Origin of the sequence: Polynucleobacter sp. JS-Mosq-20-D10, assembly GCF_018687755.1 — a bacterium.
Lineage (GTDB): Bacteria > Pseudomonadota > Gammaproteobacteria > Burkholderiales > Burkholderiaceae > Polynucleobacter.
Map to the genome: position 1 here is coordinate 569,622 of NZ_CP061305.1, position 20,875 is coordinate 590,496.

General features: G+C 46.7%; 16 protein-coding genes. 13 read left to right on the forward strand and 3 right to left on the reverse strand.

The window, feature by feature from the left end:
• The first annotated feature begins 19 nt into the window (after positions 1 to 19).
• The gene (msrA, locus tag FD967_RS02975; RefSeq protein ID WP_215326647.1) at positions 20 to 592 is read left to right on the forward strand and encodes a peptide-methionine (S)-S-oxide reductase MsrA; all 573 of its coding nucleotides are present in this window, start codon (positions 20 to 22) and stop codon (positions 590 to 592) included.
• A 29-nt stretch (positions 593 to 621) separates the two neighbouring features.
• On the opposite strand, the gene pdxH is transcribed toward msrA, so the two are convergent.
• Positions 622 to 1,257 carry a pyridoxamine 5'-phosphate oxidase gene (gene pdxH, locus FD967_RS02980; RefSeq protein ID WP_215326648.1) on the reverse strand — a complete coding sequence of 212 codons (636 nt, stop codon included), beginning with the start codon at positions 1,255 to 1,257 and terminating at the stop codon, positions 622 to 624.
• Between the two features lie 22 nt (positions 1,258 to 1,279).
• Between pdxH and FD967_RS02985 the strand changes: the two genes are divergently transcribed.
• The 6 genes from FD967_RS02985 to FD967_RS03010 all read left to right on the forward strand — a co-directional run bounded on the left by FD967_RS02985 (position 1,280) and on the right by FD967_RS03010 (position 9,156).
• Complete coding sequence (locus FD967_RS02985; RefSeq protein ID WP_215326649.1) at positions 1,280 to 2,029, forward strand: ThiF family adenylyltransferase; 750 nt, start codon at positions 1,280 to 1,282, stop codon at positions 2,027 to 2,029.
• Between the two features lie 306 nt (positions 2,030 to 2,335).
• Positions 2,336 to 3,661, forward strand: a complete 1,326-nt coding sequence (locus FD967_RS02990; protein ID WP_305848867.1) for an amino acid permease — start codon at positions 2,336 to 2,338, stop codon at positions 3,659 to 3,661.
• A gap of 10 nt (positions 3,662 to 3,671) precedes the next feature.
• Complete coding sequence (gene ald / locus FD967_RS02995) at positions 3,672 to 4,790, forward strand: alanine dehydrogenase (RefSeq protein ID WP_215326651.1); 1,119 nt, start codon at positions 3,672 to 3,674, stop codon at positions 4,788 to 4,790.
• A 73-nt stretch (positions 4,791 to 4,863) separates the two neighbouring features.
• Entirely contained in the window at positions 4,864 to 5,439 is a 576-nt protein-coding gene (locus tag FD967_RS03000; protein WP_215326652.1) for a TMEM165/GDT1 family protein, read from the forward strand.
• A gap of 33 nt (positions 5,440 to 5,472) precedes the next feature.
• Positions 5,473 to 8,082, forward strand: coding sequence for an aminopeptidase N (gene pepN / locus FD967_RS03005; protein WP_215326653.1), 2,610 nt, complete (start codon positions 5,473 to 5,475; stop codon positions 8,080 to 8,082).
• Between the two features lie 63 nt (positions 8,083 to 8,145).
• Positions 8,146 to 9,156 carry a class 1 fructose-bisphosphatase gene (locus tag FD967_RS03010; RefSeq protein WP_215326655.1) on the forward strand — a complete coding sequence of 337 codons (1,011 nt, stop codon included), beginning with the start codon at positions 8,146 to 8,148 and terminating at the stop codon, positions 9,154 to 9,156.
• A gap of 100 nt (positions 9,157 to 9,256) precedes the next feature.
• On the opposite strand, the gene cphA (FD967_RS03015) is transcribed toward FD967_RS03010, so the two are convergent.
• Together cphA (FD967_RS03015) and cphA (FD967_RS03020) are read right to left on the reverse strand one after the other, a co-directional pair.
• Positions 9,257 to 11,827 carry a cyanophycin synthetase gene (cphA, locus tag FD967_RS03015; RefSeq protein WP_215326656.1) on the reverse strand — a complete coding sequence of 857 codons (2,571 nt, stop codon included), beginning with the start codon at positions 11,825 to 11,827 and terminating at the stop codon, positions 9,257 to 9,259.
• Positions 11,828 to 14,020, reverse strand: a complete 2,193-nt coding sequence (gene cphA / locus FD967_RS03020) for a cyanophycin synthetase (protein WP_215326657.1) — start codon at positions 14,018 to 14,020, stop codon at positions 11,828 to 11,830.
• A 210-nt stretch (positions 14,021 to 14,230) separates the two neighbouring features.
• Between cphA (FD967_RS03020) and FD967_RS03025 the strand changes: the two genes are divergently transcribed.
• The 6 genes from FD967_RS03025 (at position 14,231) to FD967_RS03050 (ending at position 20,862) form a co-directional block, all read left to right on the forward strand.
• Positions 14,231 to 16,573 (forward strand): ABC transporter ATP-binding protein, encoded by a 2,343-nt coding sequence (locus FD967_RS03025; RefSeq protein WP_215326658.1) that lies wholly within the window; start codon positions 14,231 to 14,233, stop codon positions 16,571 to 16,573.
• Positions 16,570 to 17,046 (forward strand): DUF1854 domain-containing protein, encoded by a 477-nt coding sequence (locus tag FD967_RS03030; protein WP_215326659.1) that lies wholly within the window; start codon positions 16,570 to 16,572, stop codon positions 17,044 to 17,046. The genes FD967_RS03025 and FD967_RS03030 overlap by 4 nt, the downstream gene beginning before the upstream one ends.
• A 186-nt stretch (positions 17,047 to 17,232) precedes the next feature.
• Entirely contained in the window at positions 17,233 to 18,231 is a 999-nt protein-coding gene (locus FD967_RS03035) for a tripartite tricarboxylate transporter substrate binding protein (protein WP_215327148.1), read from the forward strand.
• An 87-nt stretch (positions 18,232 to 18,318) separates the two neighbouring features.
• Positions 18,319 to 18,846, forward strand: a complete 528-nt coding sequence (locus FD967_RS03040; RefSeq protein ID WP_215326660.1) for a tripartite tricarboxylate transporter TctB family protein — start codon at positions 18,319 to 18,321, stop codon at positions 18,844 to 18,846.
• 44 nt (positions 18,847 to 18,890) lie between these two features.
• Positions 18,891 to 20,390, forward strand: a complete 1,500-nt coding sequence (locus FD967_RS03045) for a tripartite tricarboxylate transporter permease (protein WP_215326661.1) — start codon at positions 18,891 to 18,893, stop codon at positions 20,388 to 20,390.
• A 97-nt stretch (positions 20,391 to 20,487) separates the two neighbouring features.
• On the forward strand, positions 20,488 to 20,862 hold the full coding sequence (locus tag FD967_RS03050; RefSeq protein WP_215326663.1) for a DUF2946 family protein: 375 nt from the start codon (positions 20,488 to 20,490) through the stop codon (positions 20,860 to 20,862).
• Positions 20,863 to 20,875: the final 13 nt, after the last annotated feature.

Consider the following 20,875-nt stretch of genomic DNA (forward strand, 5'->3'; position numbering starts at 1 on the left):
AAGGTATTAGGATAAAGCCATGAACGAAACTACCCCAAAAAACTACCTATCCCTTGAACGCGCCACTTTGGGCGGCGGCTGCTTCTGGTGTCTGGAAGCGGTTTACCAGCAAATCTCCGGCGTAAGCGCCGTGGTTTCAGGCTATGCAGGAGGGGTGTTGCCAAACCCAGATTATGAATCTATTTGCTCCGGCCAAACAGGACATGCTGAAATCGTTGATATTTACTTTGATCCGGCGGTAGTGTCTTATCGTGATTTATTGGAAATCTTTTTTGTTATTCATGACCCAACCACCTTGAATTACCAAGGTCATGACCGTGGAACCCAATACCGTTCAGTGATTTTTACTCATGGCGATAGTCAAGCCACAACTGCCCATGAAGTAGTCAAAGAGTTAGAAGATGCGAAAATTTACTCCAATCCAATAGTGACTCAAATTGATGCAGCACCCGTTATTTATCCAGCTGAGGAATATCACCAGAATTATTTTCGTCAGCATCCAGGACAGGGCTACTGCATGGCAGTCGTTGCTCCTAAATTAGCGAAATTCAGAGCAAAGTTTCAATCGCTGATTGCGCCAGAGTTTCGCTAAAGCAACTGGGTCAAGCGTAGCCCAGTCTTTTATGGAGCCAATCGAGTAATACGCCATTGAGCGCCATTAAGTTGATAGTGAATGCGGTCATGCAAGCGTGAAGGACGGCCTTGCCAGAACTCAATCTCAGTGGGGAGTAGACGATACCCGCCCCAATGTTCTGGGCGCGGTGGCTTATCTCCAAAGTCTGCTGCGAAACGTTTTTCAGCATCCTCAAGAAATTCGCGATTGGGAATCTCGGAGCTTTGTGGTGAAGCCCACGCGCCAATTCGAGATGCTGCTGGGCGGGAGTGAAAGTATTCATCACTCTCGGCAGGGCTAACACGCTCAACGACCCCTTTGATCCGAACCTGGCGCTCCAATTCGTGCCAATGAAATAACAAGGCAGCGTGTGGGCGAGCAGCCAGCTCTTTACCTTTTTGGCTTGCGTAATTGGTAAAGAAGGTGAAGCCAGTGCTATCCGCACCTTTTAGTAAGACAATACGGGCTGATGGATTACCCGCTAAATCTGCAGTTGCCAAAGTCATAGAGTTGGGTTCAGGACACTCGGCTTTTACAGCCTGATCAAACCAAACCTGAAATAAGTCCAGTGGGTTTGGTGAAACCTCAGTCTCTGAAAGCTGGCCGAAGGTGTAGTTTTTGCGGAGTTGAGCAATGGAGTCCATTTTTTCAGTATAAAGAGAGTCTATGGCAGAAGACAAGATGGAAGACAGTTTGGGGGATCGTCGTTTTGGGGGTGTAGCTCGTCTATATGGCCCAGAGCTGCGTGAGCGTTTTCGCCATGCGATAGTGGTGGTGGCTGGACTGGGTGGGGTAGGCTCGTGGGCGGCGGAAGCATTGGCTCGTACTGCTATCGGACACCTCGTCCTCATCGATTTTGATCACATCGCTGAAAGCAATACTAATCGACAGCTACATGCCTTAGAGGGTGAGTACGGCAAGGCAAAAGTGCGAGCGATGACTGATCGCATTCGCCAAATTAATCCGGAGATTATGCTCACCACCCATGATGCGTTTTTGGAGCCAGAAAATCTGGATACCTTGATTCCGGAAAATGCGATTGTTTTAGATGCGACCGATTCAGTGCAAACCAAAATCGCTTTAGCAGTGTGGGCAAACAAAAATGAGCGTGCTTTAGTCATGTGTGGTGCAGCTGGTGGAAAGTCAGATCCCACTTCTGTACGCTGCGATGATCTTTCGCGAACTGAGCAAGATGCTTTGCTAGCGAAGGTGCGCCAAGGTCTCAGACAGGATCATGGCTTTTCTAGAAATTTGAAAAGAAAAATGGGTATTCGCGCAATTTATTCTCATGAGCCACGCGCGGGGACTGCTAGTGGTGGTCTTGCCTGCTCTGGTTATGGTTCTACCGTGATGGTCACGGCAGCTTCTGGTTTAGCCGCCGCCGCTGAAGTTTTAAATCTTATTGCTGCTCAGTAAGCAATTCTTTCAAATCCATCCATAAATCCTTAAGGGGAATCCCTGTAGGAAATTACGGATTCTGCTGTCATCCCAAATTTATTAATTTCCCATTGAGCCCGCTCTCACGAGGGAGAACTCATTTATTACAAATCACATTTATTCGTTTAAGTACTTTGCGCATTTTTATCCCCTAGTGTAGATGCGCAGTCCTCCCTAGACTTTGCCCCGTTGGTGATTTACCAACAACAAATCGAAAGGAGGTCTCTTTTGCAGACTGAACAAACTGGTTTACAGCGCCACCTCAAAGTGCGGCATATTCGCCTTATGGCTTTGGGATCCACTATTGGCGTTGGATTATTTCTAGGCTCGGCAAGCGCGATTCAAATCGCAGGACCTTCAATCTTATTGGGATATCTTCTGGCTGGCATCGTCGCCTTCATCGTGCTTCGCACCTTGGGTGAGATGGCAGTTCTTGAACCAGTCGCAGGTTCATTTGCGGCTTATGCCAATACCTACGTAGGACCGCTTGCTGGTTATATGGTCGGGTGGGGTTACTGGACTTACTGGATCGTCGTTGGAATAGCTGAAGTCACTGCGGTCGGTATTTATATGGGGATTTGGTTTCCTGAGACGCCGCAGTGGATCTGGGCCTTATCTTCCATTTTGATGATGGGTCTGATTAATCTTATTGCTGTCAAAGTATTTGGTGAGTTTGAATTTTGGTTTGCTCTCATTAAAGTGGTTGCCATTGTTGCCATGATTGCCTTGGGCGGCTCAGTTATTTTCTTTGGCTTTACTAATGACTGGAATCCCGTTGGCCTTGCTAACTTATGGCAACACGGCGGTTTCTTCCCTAATGGTATTAGCGGGATGCTGCTCTCTTTGCAGATGGTCCTGTTTGCGTATGTTGGCATTGAGATGATTGGCTTATCTGCTGGCGAAGCGGAAAATCCACGCAAAACTATTCCGATGGCGATCGATTCATTGGCATGGCGCATCCTCATTTTTTATATGGGCGCAATTTTTGTCATCCTAGCGATCTTTCCTTGGAATGAGATTGGCCAACAAGGCAGTCCATTCGTGGTGATGTTTGAGCGCATTGGTTTACGTGAAGCTGCTGGAATCATCAACTTCGTAGTGATTACTGCTGCCTTGTCATCTTGCAATGCTGGCATCTTTAGTGGTGGGCGACTCCTATATGCACTCTCAGTCAATGGCTATGCACCTTCGCCATTTGCCAAGTTATCGAAGTATGGCGTTCCACATCGTGCGGTGATGGCTACTGTGGCGGTTTGTATGACTGGCGTGGTACTGAACTACTTTGTTCCAGACAAGGCATTTCAATACATCATGGCCGCAGTGACCTTTGTCGGTTTAATGGTGTGGATTGCTATTTTGATCACACAAATTCAGTTTCGTCGCTCACTGACAAAAGTTCAGGTTGCCGAGTTGGCATATCGCACGCCTTGGTGGCCCTATTCCTCGTGGTTCGCATTGGCATTTATCGCCTTGGTAGTGGTGTTGATGGGCTTTCATGAGGATGCGCGGATTGCCTTGGTCTTAGGTCCGTGCTTATTAGGTGTGTATCTCGCCATGTTCTACATCGTTGGATTGCATCACAAAACAAAACTGAGTCGTGAATTCAAATAAGGAGACATAAATGATTGTTGGCGTACCTCAAGAAGTAAAAAATAATGAATTTCGTGTTGGCTTGACCCCGGGTAATGTCAGGGGTTTATGTAAGCAGGGCCATTCTGTCTTGGTGCAACGTGGAGCGGGAGAGCAAATTGGCTTGAGCGATGAATCCTATCGCCTCGCTGGTGCTAGATTAATTAATAACGCTGCTGAAGTTTTTGCTAAGGCGGAGATGGTCGTGAAAGTGAAGGAGCCTCAGCCTCAAGAATGTGCGATGTTACGTGAAGACCAACTGCTCTTTACCTACTTACATCTAGCACCTGATCCACAGCAGACCAAAGCATTACTCGCATCAGGTGCAAGTTGTATCGCCTATGAAACAGTAACTTCGTTTAATGGCGCTTTACCGCTTCTGGCTCCGATGAGTGAAGTTGCAGGCCGGATGTCTATACAAGCGGCTGCTACGCATCTAGAAAAAACACATGGAGGGTTGGGAATTTTGATGGCAGGTGTCCCTGGCGTAGCGCCGGCAAAGGTCGTCATATTGGGTGCGGGGGTAGTAGGTCGTAATGCGCTTCAGATAGCCGTTGGTATGGGTGCAGATGTCTGTATCTTCGATCGTAATATCGACTGCTTAAGGCAGATTGACATACTTTACGGCAATCGAGTGAGAACCTTTTATGCCGATCCACTTTTGGTGGAGCTCGAGGTTTGTGAAGCAGACGTAGTCATTGGTGCCGTATTGTTGCCTGGTGCCGCAGCACCAAAGCTAGTGACACGCGAGATGGTGCGCAAAATGAAGGTGGGTGCAGTAGTGGTGGATGTGGCAATTGACCAAGGTGGTTGTTTTGAGACATCTAAAGCCACTACACATACTGATCCCACCTTTATCGTAGATGGAGTGTTGCACTACTGCGTTGCAAATATGCCTGGTGCAGTCGCCAGAACATCTACCTTTGCTTTAACGAATGCAACTTATCCATTCATTGAAGCCTTGGCAAATCGTGGCATGGTGAAGGCGCTGTTACATGACCATCATCTACGGAATGGTTTGAGTGTTCATCGGGGTAAGCTCACATCCGAACCAGTTGCTAAAGCGCAGAAAGTAGATTTTGTATTAGCGGAAGAGTTGTTAGCTGCCTAACAGTTTGCCCGTAGCTCTACGTTTGAATGTCTTGGGAGTCTAGGCTCCCAAGCTTTCCTCTATCATTGTAAGAATGGACTTATCTGCATTAGCAATTTCTACCGGTGTAGTCGCTCTAGCTGAGATGGGTGATAAAACCCAATTACTCTCTTTGATGTTGGCTGCGCGTTATCCAAAACAGGCGCTGGCCATTATTGGCGGGATATTCATTGCGACGATTGCTAATCATGCTTGTGCAGCTTTACTAGGACATTGGCTCACTACTTTTATGAGTCCAGATCTTCTCAAGTGGATCTTGGGCTTAAGCTTTTTAGGGATAGGCCTCTGGCTTTTGGTGCCTGATCATATTGATGATGCAGCCGAATCAAAGGTGGCAGATAGAGCCTTTCAGGTATTGATGCTGACGGTTGGGCTCTTTTTCTTGGCTGAGATGGGGGATAAGACCCAGATTGCCACGATCGCCTTAGGCGCAAAATATTCCGATGTCTTTTCTGTGACAGTTGGCACCACTTTGGGAATGATGTTGGCTAATGCCCCGGCTGTTTGGATTGGTCAGAAATTCACTAAACGCATGCCCATTAAGTGGGTGCATGCAGTAGCCGCCGTCACCTTCATCGCTATTGGTATTGCTACCCTGATTTGGAGTTAGGTCGAATTTTCCTATGGGGCTTAAAATTACCCTATGAAAACTGATCTGCCACAGAGCTTTCGTAGGCTCGAATACCGCGCTCCTAATTACACATTCTCACAGGTTGAGTTGGATATTGCCTTAGATCCGGCTAGAACAATTGTGAAGAGTCGCCTAGAGGTTCTGCCTGGTGCTGGTCATGAGCTTGGCGCACCTTTAGTACTGCAGGGTCATGAACTGGAGTTTGTGAGCTTACGCGTTAATGGTGTAGCTCATCGTCAGTTTGAACTGAGCCCAGAAACGCTAACTATTCATGCTTTACCGAATGAAGGGAAGCAGACTTTCATTATTGAGATTATCTGCGTCTGTGTGCCTGAGAAAAATACCTCGCTCATGGGCTTATATGTTTCCAATGGGAATTTCTTTACGCAGTGCGAGGCTGAGGGGTTCAGAAAGATTACATACTTCCTCGATAGGCCGGATGTGATGGCGCGTTATCGCGTGACTCTTCGTGCTCGTGAGGCGGAGTGCCCAGTACTGTTATCGAACGGCAACCTTATTAGCACTGAAAAACTACCGAATGGTTGGCATAGCGCCATCTGGGAAGATCCGTTTCCAAAACCGTCTTACTTATTTGCCTTGGTTGCTGGAAAACTGGAATGTACGGAAGAAACAATTACTACAGGCAGTGGTGCAAAAAAGTTACTACAGATTTGGGTTGAACCTCATGATTTAAAAAAGACCCGTCATGCGATGGATTCTTTGATTGCCTCAATTCATTGGGATGAGAAACGCTATGGCCTGGAGTTGGATCTCGAGCGCTTCATGATTGTGGCAGTGGGTGATTTCAATATGGGCGCGATGGAGAACAAAGGTCTAAATATTTTCAATACCAAGTATGTCCTGGCTCAACCCGAGACTGCAACCGATGCTGACTTTGCTAATATCGAAAGTGTAGTGGCCCATGAGTACTTCCACAACTGGACTGGTAATCGCGTTACTTGTCGTGATTGGTTTCAGCTTTCCCTGAAAGAAGGTTTGACTGTATTTCGCGATCAAGAATTCTCTGCTGATCAAATGGGTAGCGAGTCCGGCAGGGCGGTAAAGCGCATTGAGGATGTCCGTTTATTGCGTCAACTACAGTTTCCTGAAGATGCGGGTCCAATGGCGCATCCAATTCGTCCAGACGAATATCAAGAGATTAATAATTTCTACACCGTGACGGTATATGAGAAGGGTGCTGAAGTTGTGCGGATGTATCAAACGCTATTGGGTGTTGAGGGCTTCCGTAAAGGTATGGATCTGTACTTCCAGCGTCATGATGGCCAAGCGGTTACTTGCGATGACTTCTTGACTGCTATGGCTGATGCTAATGGCCGTGATCTTTCCCAGTTTAAGAGCTGGTATAGCCAGGCTGGCACTCCTCAGGTTAAGGTAGAGGAGTTCTATGATGCGGATAAAAAGCAATATCAAGTGACTTTGACACAAAATCCTTCAGTAGATACAGTGCGCAAAGATAGCAAGCTCTTTCATATTCCACTGAAGATGCGCTTACTAACCCCTGCGGATGATCAAGTTGAGACTTTGTTGGAGTTAACTCAAGATCAGCAAACTTGGACTTTTGATCAGGTGACAAGCCGCCCAGTACTATCAATTAATCGTCATTTCTCGGCCCCGATTAATTTAGATTTTGATCAAAGTGAGGCTGATCTGCTCACCATGTTCTCGAGTGATGATGACGCCTTTAATCGTTGGGAAGCTGCTCAGAAACTGGCAATGCAAATGATTCTGGATAATCGCTTGCCTGATAAAGCTCTGATTGAGGCTTACCGCACTTTGTTAACTGATCCGGACTTAGATCCTGCATTCAAAGAGTTGGCGCTGACTTTACCTGCTGATACTTATCTGTATGAACAGTGCGCAAGTGTTGACCCTCAACAGATTTATAACGCACGTCGCACTTTCCGCCACGTCATCGCCAGTGAGTTGCGCATCGAGTGGGCTGCTCTTTATCAGCAGATGCAAACGCCAGGACCATTTAATCCTGATGCAGTTAGTGCTGGTAAACGCGGATTAAAGAATCTTGCATTAAGTATGTTGCTCGAAGCGGATCCGCTGATCTGGGCGCCAATGGCGGTCAATCAATATCAGAATGCCGACAATATGACCGACCGATATGCTGCTTTAGCCGGCTTAGTAATTCAGGGATCAAAATCAGCAGTAGCCTGTTTGGATGATTTTTATACTCGGTTTGCTGATGATGCTTTAGTCATTGATAAATGGTTTGCATTGCAATCGAGTAGACCGCCAGTTGGAAACGCTGAACCCACCTTGAATGAAGTCAAGCGCTTGCGTGAGCACGAGGCCTTCAAAATGAATAACCCCAACCGAGTTCGCAGCGTCATTCATGCTTTTTGTATGAATAACCCCGCTAGCTTTCATCAAGTGGATGGCAGTGGTTATGCATTTTGGGCAGAATCCGTTCTGACTTTAAACCCAATTAATCCACAAGTTGCCGCTCGTTTAGCTAGGGGATTAGATCGCTGGCGTCAATTTGCCAAGCCTTACCAAGACCATATGCTGGCGGCCCTAAAGCAGGTTGCGGCTTGCGAAACCCTCTCTCCAGATGTGAAAGAGGTGATTTCTAAGGCTTTGGGTAATTAATAGATTCAGAACAAGGCAAAATAGAGCCACAGCAGAACTAACCCCATTACGGAGAAATTCCTTTTGAGCGCCTCAAGTACTTTTAATACCAATTTCAAGCAGTACCTGACATCCGCTAGGGTGAAGGGTGCAGATATTCCCGCAGGTCTACAAGAGCTGTTATTGGCAGTTGCAGGTACGTGCTCAAGCTTGAGTCATGAGGTTGCGCAAGGAGCCTTGATTGGCTTATTAGGCTCTGCTGGCACTGGTAATGTCCAAGGCGAGGTCCAGCAAAAACTAGATGTGATTGCCAATGACTTATTAATTGACGGCGTACAGGGATGTAAATCATTGGCTGGTCTAGCCTCTGAGGAGATGGAGTTACCGCTCCCAGTTCAGGGCACTGGCGACTACTTGCTACTGTTTGATCCATTGGATGGCTCATCTAATATCGATGTGAATGTATCTATCGGTACCATTTTCTCTGTACTCAAGAAGCAAGATCCTTTAGCGCCATTACAAACTGCTGATTTTTTACTATCTGGCCGTCACCAAGTAGCTGCAGGTTATGTTGTTTACGGCCCGCAAACAACCATGGCATTAACACTAGGCGATGGCGTAGTGATGTTTACCTTGAATAAAGTCACCGGCGAATTCATCTTAATTAAGCATGCAGTGGAGATTGCTCACTCAACCAAAGAATTTGCCATCAATATGTCTAATATGCGTCATTGGGCTGAACCTGTCCGTCGCTATGTAGATGAGTGCTTAGCAGGTGTGAGTGGCGAACGTGATAAAGATTTCAATATGCGCTGGATTGCATCCATGGTTGCTGATGTTCATCGTGTTTTATCGCGTGGTGGCATCTTTATGTATCCATGGGACCAGCGAGAACCACATAAGCCAGGCAAGCTGCGCCTGATGTATGAAGCTAATCCCATGAGCTTTTTAGTAGAGCAGGCTGGTGGCGCTTCAACCAATGGTGATCAATTAATCATGGATATGATTCCTACGGAATTGCATGAGCGCGTCTCTGTGATGTTAGGGTCCAAAGAAGAGATTGAGCGCTTGCAGCATTACCATTCGCAGGCGTAATTATTTGCCGCTACCTGAGTCACCAAGATCCAAGAAAAACGCCCAATCACTGATTGGGCGTTTTAACTTCAGGCGTTCACATGGAAAATGAATTCAATCATTATGGCCGAACCTGCTTTTTGAGATAGGCAAGAGATTCTTCGACTTGGTCAATGAGTATCAGGCAGATATCGCCAGCAGATAAATCATTGAGGGCGGTGTCAATAGCCAGAAATTCACCAGTAATCTCTTTGACGTGTTTGGCTTTCTTAGTGCCCACTAGACCCTCTTGAAGAAGCTTGAGCACTTCACCATCTTTTCGGCCACGCTGACATTGATCTTGATAAAGGATGACATTGTCAAAGCTATTGCCAAGAATACGGGTCAGATCACGAATATCTTCATCACGACGATCGCCAGCGCCGCTAATTACTACATGACTCTTCTGAGGTTTCATAGCCTCAATTGCGCTAGCTAAAGCACGCATGGCATCTGGATTGTGGCCATAGTCAGCAATAACAGTAGCGCCTTTGTGCTGGAATTGATTAAAGCGTCCCGGCACTGCATTGGCAGAGCTTTCAAAGGAGTGGAGGCCACGCGCAATCTTTTCAGCATCCAAACCTAATGCCCAGGCCGCGCCAATAGAGGCCATAGCATTTTCAATTTGGAATCCTAAAACACCATTCTGAGTTAACGGAATTTCGCTAACTGGGAAGCGGAAGAGTACACGAGATCCTTTTGAGCAGACGATAAAGGCGCCATCAAAGTAAATCACTTTTTTGTTTTTGGCTCGATGTGCGGCAATCACGGGGTGGTGTTGATTTTGTGCAAAGAAAATCACTCGACCTGTGCAAACATCCCCCATTTTTACAACTATGGGGTCAGTGGCGTTGAGGACTGCAGCGCCAGATGGCGCCACATTTTGAACAACCACCCGTTTCAGAATCGCTAAGTCTTCAACGCTGGTGATGTAGTTGAGACCAAGATGATCTCCTTCACCAATATTGGTAACTACTGCAACTTCACAGCGGTCAAAACCTAAGCCTTCGCGCAGCATTCCACCACGTGCTGTTTCTAAAACAGCGGCATCCACATCGGGATGCATGAGGACGTTACGAGCACTCTTAGGCCCACTACAGTCTCCGGAATCAATTAAGCGATGGTTGACATACACGCCATCAGTGGTTGTCATGCCAACACGTAAGCCAGTCTCATTCAGTAAATGAGAAATCAGGCGCACGGTAGTAGTTTTACCATTGGTTCCTGTGACTGCTACAACTGGAATTCTGCCATCCTCGCCAAGCGGGTACATCGTATTGATGATGTCTTCGCCTACAGGGCGGCTCTTGCCATAGGAAGGCTTGAGATGCATGCGCAAGCCTGGAGCGGCATTGACTTCAACGATGCCACCACCTTGACTCTCTAAAGGTTTGTAAATTGCTTCGCACAGAATGTCGACGCCAGCGATGTCTAACCCAATCATTTGTGCAGCAGCGATAGCGCTGGCTGCAACATCGGGATGGACATCATCAGTCACATCGGTAGCAGTGCCACCAGTACTCAGATTGGCATTATTGCGCAAGAGAACGCGTTCGCCTGTATTGGGGATATGTTGGGGGCTCAGACCGTTGCTAGCTAAATGTGCAAGCGCAATGTCATCAAAACGAATCTTTGTTAATGCAGTTGCATGACCATCGCCACGTAATGGATTTTTATTTTCCAACTCAACCAGTTCAGCAACACTATGCTTACCATCACCTACTACTTGCGCAGGCTCACGCCGCGCTGCAGCGGATAGGCGGTTACCCACTACCAGCAGGCGATAGTCAGCGCCAGGTAAATAGCGTTCGACTATGGTTTCACGACCAAAAGCTTGGGTTACCACAAAGCCAGCGCGCACTTCTGCTTCCGTTTGAATATTGGCAACAACACCCTTGCCTTGATTGCCATCCTTGGGCTTGAGAACAATAGGGCCGCCAATATTTTGGGCAGCACGCCATGCATCGTCTGCGGTAGTGACTACTTCACCAGTTGGAACTGATACTCCTGCAGCTGCTAGAAGGTTTTTAGTGAGCTCCTTGTCTTGCGCAATCGCCTCGGCAATCGCACTAGTGTCACTGGTCTCAGCAGCCTGGATACGTTTTTGTTTGCTACCCCAGCCAAACTGCACCATGCTGCCCTCGGTCATGCGGCGATAAGGGATGTTTCTCTGAACTGCAGCATCAACAATAGAACCAGTGCTCGGCCCTAGGCGCACATCTTCATAGAGGGCCTCTAGCTCGGATAGGGCGGCTGCTAAATCAAATGGCACATCATTGAGTGTTGCCTGAATTAAAGCAAAGGCAAAGTCAAAAGCCATGCGCCCAACAACTTCTTCGGTGTACTCCACTACAACTTGATACACGCCTAAGTCAATGGTTTGTACAGTACGACTAAAAGTGACAGGGCAACCTGCTTGAGATTGAAGACCTAAAGCAGCATGTTCTAGCGCGTGTGCTAAGGAGAGAGTTTCATTTTGTCCACCGCGACGCATACTACCTAATTGCGGAAAGCGCTCGCGAATCTTGATTTCAAATTCGGGAATCAGATCAATTGAACGCTCTGATTCCTCGCAAGACACAATCGCCTCTAAAGCGGTATGACGGCTCCATAAATTTGGGCCACGCAACATGCGAATACGGGTGATTTCCAATTAAGCCCCTACTGGAATACTAGCGTCAGAAACAAAAGTTTCAGCACCAGCTTCGATAACGTTGAACGGAATGTCTAAGGCCCAGGCTGCAGCAATCGCGGCGCCAAGATTTAATGGTTTCCATGGCTCGCTGGCGTTAGGCTCAGAGTTAGGTGGTACTGGAATACTCTTTTGATCATGCTTAGCGGACTTCAAAGTAATCTGTTGATTGCCGATCATCACGACGCGACCACCATTCTTAAGGTGCTCTTGCGCAATCGGGGATGAGGAATCTTGAGTAAAGAAAATAACTTCGCCGTCACAGAGTTCCGCCATGCTGGCAACCATTGGATCATCAGCATTGAGAACGGCAACTCCCGTGGGTAGCACCACATCTACTTGGGTCCTAACGATGCTAAAAACCTGGTCTTCATCATAAATAGCGTATTGAGGAAAATTGGCTTTCGGATCTACGTTTAATACAACACCAACTTGGCAGCGGTCGTAGGCCAATCCTTCTATCAGCATAGACAGATTATTATTCTCGATCACGGCTGCTTCCACTGCACGATTCAATAAAGTACGGCGGGCATTTTCCCAGTTAGCAGCATTGCTCTTTTGAATTGAGCGATGACCAAAAAATAAACCCTTGCTACAAGACAGGCCGACATACAAATTCGTAAGTCGCAAAAAGTGGGCAATCATTTCAGCTACAGGGGTTTTGCCGCGAGCACCACAGACTCCGACCACGGGAATGCGGAAATCAGCTCCTGGTGGGAAGAGGTGGTTCGCGATCTCTTTGCCGACCGGTTGAGGTTTACCACTGGCAGGTTTTAAGTGCATCAATAAACCGGGGCCAGCATTCACTTCAACAATAGCCCCATTCTGCTCATCTAGTGGCTTACTAATATCTTGCGCAACCAGGTCAACCCCAGCAATTTCTAATCCCACTACGCGGGCAGCAAGAGCAACTTGACTAGCTACATCTGGATGAACTAAGTCGGTGACATCAAAGGCGACATTACCATTGCTTTGAATCAGTACTTTTTGATCTAAGCTTGGAATGCTGCTGCCGGTTAACTTTTGGCGTGCAAGCTCTAATTCGACCGCAGAGTCAATACGAACTGGGTTGAGTGGACATTCTTCACTTTTGCCGCGACGTGGATCAGAGTTAATTTGAATTTGAATCAACTCAAGAACGGTATGTTGGTTATCACCAGTAACCCAAACAGTCTCACCTTTGGCCGCTGCGACTACTTTATTGCCAACTACGAGTAGGCGATGTTCATCACCAAGGATGTGCCGCTCTACTAAAACTTCGCTGCCTTCATCGATTGCGACAGCATAGGCCGCTTCAATTTCTTGTTGGGTATACAAATTGATAAAGACACCGCGGCCGTGGTTGCCGTCGATCGGTTTGACAACAACTGGTAGGCCGATATCTTGAGCCGCTTCCCATGCATCGTCAGGACTAGTAACGGTGCGACCCTCGGGGGTTGGAACCCCTGCGCTAGACAGAAGACTCTTCGTGAGATCTTTGTCTCGAGAAATTGTTTCAGCGATGGCGCTAGTTTGATCGGTTTCTGCTGTCCAGATACGACGCTGCTTAGCGCCATAACCCAGTTGTACTAAGTTACCCTCAGATAGTCGGATGGAGGGGATGCCTCGCTCCTCAGCCGCATTAACGATGCAGGCGGTGCTGGGACCGAGCAATAGATCATCGCCGAGCTCACGCAGTTCCTGAAGAATACTGGCAACTAGTGCGACTGGATCTTTGGTGTCTTGCGCTAGAGCAAGATATAAATCGCGCGCATATTTGAGTGCAGTGAGTGTTACTTCTTCATTAATCGCACTCACCATGACTTTGTAAACACCGCGACGATCACCATCACGCGCTTTACCAAAGCCGCCGGGGATGCCGGCTAAATTTTGTAATTCTAGGGTGAGGTGCTCAAGGATGTGAGCTGGCCAAGTGCCTTCCTCGACTCTTTTGAGAAATCCACCAGCCTCACCATAACTGCAGCGGTGTTCTTGAAGACTGGGGAGCGCTCGAACAAGGCGGTCATAAAACCCGGGAATGAGGTTAGATGGAAAATCTTCTAATTCACCAATGTCGAGCCAAACTTCAATAACGGGATGGTAAGTCCACATATTAGGGCCGCGAAGATGCTTGACACTCAAGATCTCAATGGTTTTATCTAGTAATTGGGGCATATGTGGAGTGGGGGATCTCAGCGCCAAAATAGAAAATGAGGGCGGAGATGTCTCAGACTGTCTCTCTAGTTCTAATAATTATTCAAAATCCACAAAATTAGCAAAAATGCGTAAAAAAGCCTGCTTCGTCAATTTAACGGATTTCTACCCACTAAAGTTGACAGTATTACTAAATCTAAAAAATCTAGCTCCACTATACTTTTAAGACTAATGAAGCCAGAAATTTCTCCATCCGCCCCCCCTTCACCAAGTCATTGGGCTAGTGTTTTAGAGGCTCCTCAATCCCCAGTAAAAGACCTCAACTCCATACTGGCATGGGTCGAGCTTGATCTCGATGGTGAAATGCGCTTTGAGAAAAGCCTGCTTTGCTTGGTTCCTACGGGTCTATTTTGGAGTGACGGTATTCGCACGGAATTTTGGCCGATTAGCTCTGGAGCCCATCTTTTGCATGGTGATCATGCCGGAGTAGGGCATCTCAAGCTGGAGTCTGAGGCTAGTCTGCTGCGACTGTGGTACTTCACTCTGGCTGTCAATCCGCAAGTATTGCGCCTACAGAGCAGTTTTAGGCAGTTGATCAGGGGTGATCAGCCTAGTAGCGAGCCCGAGGCTTCTGAATACGATAAGCAGGTTTGTCCAGTGTGCTTAAGCCCTAAGCCTGCCAACTCAGATACTTGCCCAACTTGCGATCCAGAGGAGGATGCCCCTCCATCGACTTGGACTTTATTTAAATTGTGGCGCTTTGCTCGTCCCTATAAAAAAGAGCTCTTACTAGGCTTTGTCCTGACCTTACTATCAACCGGCGCCACACTGATTCCGCCCTATTTGACGATGCCATTGATGGACCATGTATTGATTCCATATGAGAAAGGTAATCCGATCGATTTTGATTTAGCTAGTAAGTACCTCTTCGCTTTATTTGCTGCAGCAATTGTTGCTTGGGGTCTTGGTTGGTGGAAAACCTACTTACTTGCATTGGTGAGTGAGCGTATCGGCGCAGATCTACGTAATACAACTTTTGAGCATTTGCTCAAACTGTCTTTGGAGTACTTCGGTGGCAAAAGAACCGGCGACTTGATTGCACGTATTGGCGCTGAGACAGATCGCATCTGCGTATTCTTATCCTTATACGCTTTAGATTTTGCAACCGATGTCATCATGATTACGATGACGGCAGCAATTTTGGTATCAATTGATCCTTTGCTAGCATTGGTCACTTTGGCGCCATTGCCATTTATCGTGTGGATGATTCATGTGGTGCGAGATAAGTTGCGATTTGGTTTTGAAAAGATTGATCGCGTTTGGTCTGAAGTAACCAACATCTTGGCTGATACGATTCCAGGAATTCGGGTAGTCAAAGCCTTCGCTCAAGAAGATCGTGAACTCAAACGTTTTGTTGATTCCAACAAACACAATTTGCAAATCAATGATCGCGTCAATCGCGTATGGGGCTTGTTTTCCCCAACAGTAACGCTATTAACTGAAACGGGTCTATTAGTAGTGTGGGGTTTTGGTATTTGGCAGGTTGCGCACCAAAAGGTCACTGTTGGCGTGTTGATTGCATTCCTTGCTTATATTGGACGATTCTACATTCGACTCGATTCAATGAGTCGCATCGTTTCGCATACGCAAAAAGCAGCGGCTGGAGCAAAGCGTATTTTTGATATTTTGGATCATGTCTCGAGTGTTCCTGAGCCAATTAATCCAGCACCTTTGGGTGAAGTGAAGGGCCGAATCTCCTTACGGGGCGTGGGTTTCCGCTATGGCAACCGTGCGGTTTCTAAAGGGATTGATCTCGATATTGCTCCTGGAGAAATGATTGGCTTAGTCGGTCATAGCGGCTCCGGTAAGAGCACTCTAGTGAACTTGATTTGCCGCTTCTATGATGTAAGTACTGGTTCGATTACCTTAGATGGGCGCGATATTCGTAGCATCAGAATTGCTGACTATCGCAAGCGTATTGGTTTGGTTTTGCAAGAGCCATTTCTATTCTTTGGCACGATTGCAGAAAATATTGCGTATGGAAAGCCAGAGGCTACTCGAGAAGAAATTATTGAGGCAGCGCGCGCTGCACATGCACATGAATTTATTCTTCGCTTACCACTCGGTTATGACTCATTAGTAGGTGAGCGCGGTCAATCCCTCTCAGGCGGGGAGCGTCAACGTATTTCAATTGCACGTGCACTGTTGATTAACCCAAGCATTCTGATTTTGGATGAAGCTACCTCATCGGTAGACACCACCACTGAAAAAGAAATTCAGCGTGCTTTAGACAATCTGGTCAAAGGCCGCACTACGATTGCGATTGCCCATCGCCTCTCTACTTTAAGAAAAGCAGATCGCTTGGTCGTGCTTGATAAGGGTGAGATCGTGGAGATTGGTTCGCATGATGACTTGATGGATGCACAGGGCGCGTACTACACCTTGTACCAAGCTCAATTGCGCCATGCTGTAGAGTTGGTTGAGGGTGGTGCCATTGGCGAAAGTATTGACGAAAATGAGCGCAAAGAAGTAGACCTGCAAGTCATTGCTAAAGCAACTGGGGGCGGGGTATGAGTCAGCATCAAAAGACATACACGCTAGAGCGTGATGCACTAGGTCGTTTGGTATTGATTGATGCTGCTGGAAATCATCATATTGGCGTCTATCCGGTAAGAGCATTTCCGATTACTGCACCAGGTGCCGGAATCTCGATCATGGATCAGTCGGGCAAAGAGTTGTGTTGGTTTGATAATGTCACCAACATACCTGAAGCCGAGTTAGATCTGATTAAGGAAGAGCTGGCTGCTCGTGAGTTCATGCCTGTAATTGAAAAAATCACCAAGGTATCTACTTTTGCTACCCCCAGTATTTGGGATATCGAAACTGATCGCGGCCCCACCAGAATTCGCCTCAAGGGCGAGGAAGATATTCGTCGCATTGCTGGTAATACGCTCCTCATTGCTGATTCCAATGGTCTGCAATTTTTGATTAAAGATTCCACCCAGCTAGACAAGGTCAGTAAGAAGCTTTTAGATCGATTCCGCTAGGTATTGATCCCGCAAAGGCCTTACTAGGGTTATTACTTAGGAGTTAGTGTTATCCCTAGCTATTCATTTAATAATTGTTGATAGGTGTCAAGTACTCGCCCCTTGGTTTAAGTAAAAATCCTCACATAACAAATAGAAGCCAAAGTAATATTGGTATTCAAATTTTTTGGAGGAGCGTTCATGAAAATGAAGTTAAAAGGGGCATTGATTTCCACCGCATTAGCCCTCGGTGCTACTAGTGTTTCACCTGCTTTCGCTGCCTGGGAACCAACCAAGCCAGTTGAGTTCATCATTCCTGCCGGTCCTGGCGGTGGTGCTGACCAAATGGCCCGCATGATCCAAGGCATCATTACCAAAAATAATTTGATGAAGCAGGCAGTAATTCCCGTGAACAAGGGTGCAGGTGCAGGAGCTGAAGGATTCTTAGCAATGAAAGAGGCTAAAGGCGATCCAAACAAGATCGTGATTACTCTCTCGAATTTGTTTACAACTCCATTAGCAACTGGTGTTCCATTTAATTGGCAGGACATCACTCCTGTAGCGATGTTGGCTCTTGACCAATTCGTTTTGTGGGATAACGCTGACAAGCCTTACAAAACAGCCAAAGAATATATTGATGCCGCTAAAGCAGCTGGCCCAGGTAAATTCAAAATGGGTGGTACTGGCTCTAAGCAAGAAGACCAAATTATTACCGTTGCCCTTGAAAAAGCAACTGGTGCTAAGTTCACTTACATCCCATTCAAAGGGGGTGGCGACGTTGCTGTTCAGCTTGTAGGTAATCATATTGATTCTTCTGTGAATAACCCAATTGAAGCGGTTGCTCAATGGCGTGCTAACAAATTACGTGCCTTGTGTGTATTTGATGACACTCGTATGCCTTATAAAGAGAAAATCACTGCTACACAATCTTGGTATGACGTTCCAACTTGTAAAGAGGCAGGCGTAAAAACTGACTACGTGATGTTGCGCGGTATTTTCATGGCTCCAGGCGTAACTCAAGAGCAGGTTGATTTTTATATCGACTTGTTCAAAAAAGTGCGTGCTACACCAGAGTGGAAAAAGTTTATGGCTGATGGCGCATTCAACCAGACATTTATGACTGGTAAAGAGTTTAGAAATTGGCTCACATTAAACGAAGCTTTACATAAGCAGTTAATGACTGAAGCTGGCTTTTTGGCTAAATAATTTAAAGGCCTATAGAGTAGAACCTCCGATTGGGGGTCCTATTTTTTAAGTACCCGTATGAATCAACTTTAATTAGTGAATAAAAAAATGTCTGAACAAGTTAATAACTCAAATCAAGAATCAGCAATTAGCGTAAGAGCGATGGATGTGATTACTGCCCTCCTGTTTATCGCGGTAGGTCTAGTGGTGATGGTTGGCAGCCTGAAGTTAGGCGCCAGTTGGGGTGCTGATGGTCCCGAAGCCGGATATTTTCCTTTCTATATTAGTTTGATTATTTTGCTTTCAAGCACGGTAACCCTCTATCAAGCTGCAATCGTCAATAAGAAAAAGAAAACAGAGTCATTTGTAGACATTGAGCCCCTAAAGCAAGTTATGGCTGTGCTTTTACCAGCAATTGTTTTTGTGTTGGGCGTGCAATTAATTGGTATTTACGTTGCTTCAGCCGTTTACATCGCGATATTCATGGTTTGGTTGGGAAAATATCCAATCTGGAAAGCAGTCGCTGTGTCTGTTGGAGTGAGTGCTGCCCTCTACCTCATGTTTGAATTCTGGTTTCAGGTTCCATTGCCACATGGCTCATGGTTCAATCCGCTCGAGTTCATTGGCGTGCAATAAAAAACAATAACTATTAAAAGAGATTAGAAAAGAAGGAGTCCAAGTTGGAAGAAATTAACGCTCTATTCAGCGGCTTTGCCGTTGCAATGACGCCCTTTAACTTATTGCTGATGCTTGTTGGCGTAACACTCGGTGTGATTATTGGTGTATTGCCTGGTTTGGGTGGTGCTAACGGAATTGCGATTCTGTTGCCATTGACTTTCACAATGCCGCCAACCTCCGCGATCATCATGCTCTCCTGTATTTACTGGGGCGCATTGTTTGGTGGTGCAATTACATCTGTACTCTTCAATATCCCGGGCGAGCCTTGGTCTGTTGCGACAACCTTTGATGGTTATCCAATGGCACGTAATGGAAAAGCTGGCGAGGCATTAACTGCAGCGTTCACATCTTCATTTGTCGGCGCTTTCTTCGCAATTGTGATGATTACCTTCTTGGCACCATTGGTTGCGAAATTTGCACTCCAATTCGGTCCGCCAGAGTTTTTCTCGGTTTACCTTCTCACCTTCTGTAGTTTTGTGGGTATGAATAAAGGTTCGCCATTCAAAACCATCTCCGCCATGATGTTGGGCTTTGCCTTGGCTACCGTTGGTATGGATACCGTGACAGGTCAGTTGCGCTTAACTTTTGGAAATCCAGAGTTAATGCGTGGATTTGACTTCTTGATCGCTGTGATCGGTTTGTTTGGTATCGGTGAGATTCTGCTTTCGATGGAAGAGGGCTTGGCTTTCCAAGGTGCCGCAGCAAAGATTCGCGGTAAGGTTGTTTGGGAAACTTGGAAGCAGTTGCCAAAATATTGGGCTACTTCATTGCGTAGTTGCCTAATCGGTTGCTGGATGGGTATCACCCCAGGTGGTGCAACTCCTGCGTCTTTCATGGCTTACGGTGTAGCGAAGCGCGTATCTAAGGATGGCGACAAGTTTGGTACCGGCAAGATGGAAGGTATCGTTGCTCCAGAGACAGCAGCTCACGCTGCAGGTACAGCGGCACTTCTCCCAATGCTGTCTTTGGGTATCCCTGGATCGCCAACTGCGGCCGTATTGCTAGGTGGCCTGTTGATTTGGGGTCTGCAACCTGGTCCATTGCTTTTCGTTGAGAAGCCAGACTTTGTTTGGGGCTTGATTGCCAGTATGTATTTGGGTAACTTGGCAGGCTTGTTTGTTGTATTAACCTGCGTGCCATTGTTTGCCTCTATTTTGAGAATTCCATTCTCAATTATTGCGCCAGTCATTATTGTGATTTGCGCGGTAGGTGCCTACACCGTTCACAATGCCATGTTTGATGTTTGGTTGATGTTGGGCTTTGGTGTTATTGGTTATGTATTCAAAAAACTTGATTATCCAATGGCGCCAATGGTGTTGGCTTTGGTGTTGGGTGATCGTGCAGAAGACTCATTCCGTCAATCCATGTTGTTCTCACAAGGTAGCTTAGATATTTTCTTCTCTAACTACTTGGTAGGTGCGATCACTACATTGGCTTTGGTATTGTTGTTCTGGCCATTGATTGGTAAGTTCATTGGCAAGAAAAAGGTGGCTGCAGCATAAGTAATGAAACACGCTAGAAATAGCGAATTCATAGGAAAAAGGGGCGTCAGCCCCTTTTTTCATGGAAAACCTAAAAGTCCGATAAAATTCTGAAATCATGAATTTCCGCAAAAACCGCCTCATTCACTGGATTGCTGCCGCAGCCATTGCAATGAGTGCACTTGCGCCAGCAGTTTCTCAAGCGGTATCGCTAGCGAAGCATGGTCAGAGTTTTGCAATGGAAATCTGTTCTGCTGATGGCGCTAAGATGCAAATTCAGGTGCAGGGCGATGATCAGGCGAATGAATCTGAATCTATGCAGCCTTGCCCATACTGCGTAGCCCACACAAGCATTACTCCATCGTTCAATACGAACCTCACGTTTCGAGCGCCGCAAACACTTGCTTTGCTGCCACAGCTTTTCTATCAATCACCCAAGCCTCTCGCTGTTTGGATAACACCCCCTTCAGCAGCACCTCCAACAAAAGCCTAAATCTTTTTAGGGC